At 47.4% G+C, this 2,623-nt stretch carries 4 protein-coding genes; 3 read left to right on the top strand and 1 reads right to left on the bottom strand.

Annotated features, from left to right (window positions below; genetic code table 11):
• Positions 1-519: LysR family transcriptional regulator (locus tag ACLR2L_RS19890; RefSeq protein ID WP_413370722.1), on the bottom strand; the 519-nt coding region annotated here is incomplete at its 3' end.
• Positions 520-620: 101 nt separating this feature from the next.
• Between ACLR2L_RS19890 and ACLR2L_RS19885 the strand changes: the two genes are divergently transcribed.
• The 3 genes from ACLR2L_RS19885 to ACLR2L_RS19875 all read left to right on the top strand — a co-directional run.
• Complete coding sequence (locus ACLR2L_RS19885) at positions 621-1,319, top strand: CoA transferase subunit A (protein WP_140956962.1); 699 nt, start codon at positions 621-623, stop codon at positions 1,317-1,319.
• Positions 1,320-1,328: 9 nt separating this feature from the next.
• Positions 1,329-1,988: a CoA transferase subunit B gene (locus tag ACLR2L_RS19880; RefSeq protein ID WP_140956961.1), complete on the top strand. Its 660-nt coding sequence runs from the start codon at positions 1,329-1,331 to the stop codon at positions 1,986-1,988.
• A gap of 146 nt (positions 1,989-2,134) precedes the next feature.
• On the top strand, positions 2,135-2,623 hold a 489-nt coding region (locus ACLR2L_RS19875), incomplete at its 3' end, for a DEAD/DEAH box helicase family protein (protein WP_413370720.1).

The raw sequence follows: 2,623 nt of genomic DNA, 5'->3' as shown, positions 1-2,623 counted from the left end.
TGCTTGCATCACGGCCATAAAGCTGTCGGTAAACAACGGAACAAATTCCAGGTTATCCATCACTTCGGGTTCAAAACAAAATCCCAAATCGGCGCGCCCTGACCGCACTGCCTCGATGGTTTCTTCCATAATGACATCCAGTATCCGTAATCGAATATTGGGGTACGCCTGATGAAACCGCATCAAAATAGGCGGAAGTTTGGACTCGGCAAACGACGGCATGGCAGCCACCACTAACCTACCCTGCGACATCGCAAATAGATGCTGTACACCGTCAATGGCATCATCCCAGTCGTGCAGTAACCGCTTTGCCTGAGGCAACAAGGTTTCGCCCTCCGGGGTAAGCTGTACCCGCCGCGTAGTGCGACTAAACAATTGACCACCCAACTGTTCTTCCATCTTCTTAATGGCACTCGACAAGGCCGGTTGGGTTAGAAACAGCTTTTCAGCTGCTTCGGCAAAGGTGGCCGATTCAGCTACACACACAAACGCTTGCATATTTCGGTAAGACACACTCATATTAATAACTTTTATTTATCAATACTGATATTAATTCGATTTTACAAAACTTTAACGCTATTTGATACTACTTGCGTTCACAACATATAGGAGAGCATGCTATGTCTGGTTTCGATAAAGTCGTATCCAGTTACGAAGAAGCAATGCAGGGTTTGTCTGACGACATGACTGTCATTGCCGGTGGCTTTGGCCTGTGCGGTATTCCGGAAGGACTCATTGCGCAAATCAAAAAAATGGGCACCAAAGGTCTTACCATAGTATCAAACAATTGTGGTGTTGATGGCTTTGGTTTGGGCATTTTGCTGGAAGACAAGCAAGTCAAAAAAATGATCTCGTCTTATGTGGGTGAAAACGCCTTGTTTGAACAGCAACTATTAAATGGTGAGCTGGAAGTAGAATTAACACCACAAGGCACGCTGGCTGAAAAAATGCGTGCTGGCGGCGCGGGAATTCCAGCGTTTTATACTGCTACGGGTTATGGCACACCGGTAGGTGAAGGCAAAGAAGTAAAAGAGTTTAACGGTCGCCCGTATATTCTTGAAGAGTCGATTACAGGTGACTTTGCTATTGTAAAAGCCTGGAAAGCCGACCGTTATGGTAACTGTGTATACCGCCATACCGCGCAAAACTTTAACCCAATGGCAGCCACTGCCGGTAAAATTACCGTGGTTGAAGTAGAAGAAATCGTAGAGCCCGGCACACTGGATCCAGCACATATTCATACACCCGGTATCTACGTAGATCGCGTTATTAAGGGTACGTTTGAAAAACGTATCGAACGTCGCGTTACGGCTAAATAGGAGGCAGTCATGGCATTAACCAGAGATCAAATCGCAATGCGTGTAGCCCAGGAATTTCAGGACGGCAACTACGTAAACCTGGGCATTGGTATTCCTACCCTGGCGGCCAACTTTGTGCCCAAAGGGATCAGCGTAATGTTACAGTCTGAAAACGGCCTGCTGGGCATGGGTCCATACCCTACCGAAGAACAAATCGACGCCGACATGATTAACGCTGGCAAAGAAACCGTAACAGCCATCAGCGGTGCGTCTATTTTCAGTTCGGCTGAAAGCTTTGCCATGATCCGCGGCGGGCATGTGGACTTTACTGTTCTGGGAGCATTTGAAGTAGACGTAAACGGCAATATTGCGTCGTGGATGATCCCCGGCAAACTGATTAAAGGCATGGGTGGTGCAATGGATCTGGTTGCAGGCGCTAAAAACATTATCGTTACCATGACCCACGCCGATAAACACGGTAACTCTAAATTATTGCAGGAATGTACACTACCGCTTACCGGTGTGAACTGCATTACACGCATTATTACCGACTTAGCGGTACTGGAAGTAAAAGACGGTGCGTTCCATTTGCGCGAGCGCGCACCAGGCGTGTCGGTTGAGGAAATTCGCCAGAAAACAGCCGGTAAATTAGTTGCCGATGGCGATATTCCGGAAATGCAATTTGCTTAATTCCCTTTGAGACCTCACGGTCTTTTGGCGGCGGGCGTCGTGTCCCGCTGCCTTTCTTATCTACGAATGATAAGTCTGCCCCGCTTTCGCTTTACTCTATGGGTTAATCAGGGATAATAAGCGCGATATTATTGTGGAGCGCTGTTTTGTTAATTACCGATTTACCCGTTCACCATACCATTGTTTCCCGTCTTCAGGACAAGCAGTTTACTGAACTGACCGACGTTCAGGAACAAACCATCCTGCCAGCTTTGCTGGGTAAAGACATTATGGCATCGTCAAAAACGGGCTCAGGTAAAACACTGGCGTTTCTGGTGCCGATCGTGCATCGCCTGCTTACGCAAAAAGCATTGAGCAAAAAAGATCCGAGAGTGCTTATTCTTGCCCCCACCCGCGAACTGGCAAAACAGGTGTTTTCAGAAGTTAAATGGCTGTGTCAGAAAAAAAATATCACCACTACCTTGATAGTCGGTGGCGATAATTTTAACGACCAGACTAAAGCACTACGCCGTAATCCTCATATCATTGTGGGTACGCCGGGCCGAATTGCCGACCATCTGGAAGATAAGAGCTTTTTTATCCAGGGTTTGGAAATGCTGGTATTCGACGAAGCCGATCGCATGCTGGATTTAGGC

Source organism: Alteromonas sp. AMM-1 (assembly GCF_047290655.1).
GTDB lineage: Bacteria > Pseudomonadota > Gammaproteobacteria > Enterobacterales > Alteromonadaceae > Alteromonas > Alteromonas mangrovi.
Note: the sequence above shows the minus strand (reverse complement) of the source record. Positions and strands in the feature narration are given on the sequence as shown.

Bases quoted from the DNA above. Each gene is read 5' to 3' on its own strand.
- ACLR2L_RS19885 (WP_140956962.1), top strand. From the start codon at position 621: ATGTCTGGTTTCGATAAAGTCGTATCCAGTTACGAAGAAGCAATGCAG.
- ACLR2L_RS19880 (WP_140956961.1), top strand. From the start codon at position 1,329: ATGGCATTAACCAGAGATCAAATCGCAATGCGTGTAGCCCAGGAATTT.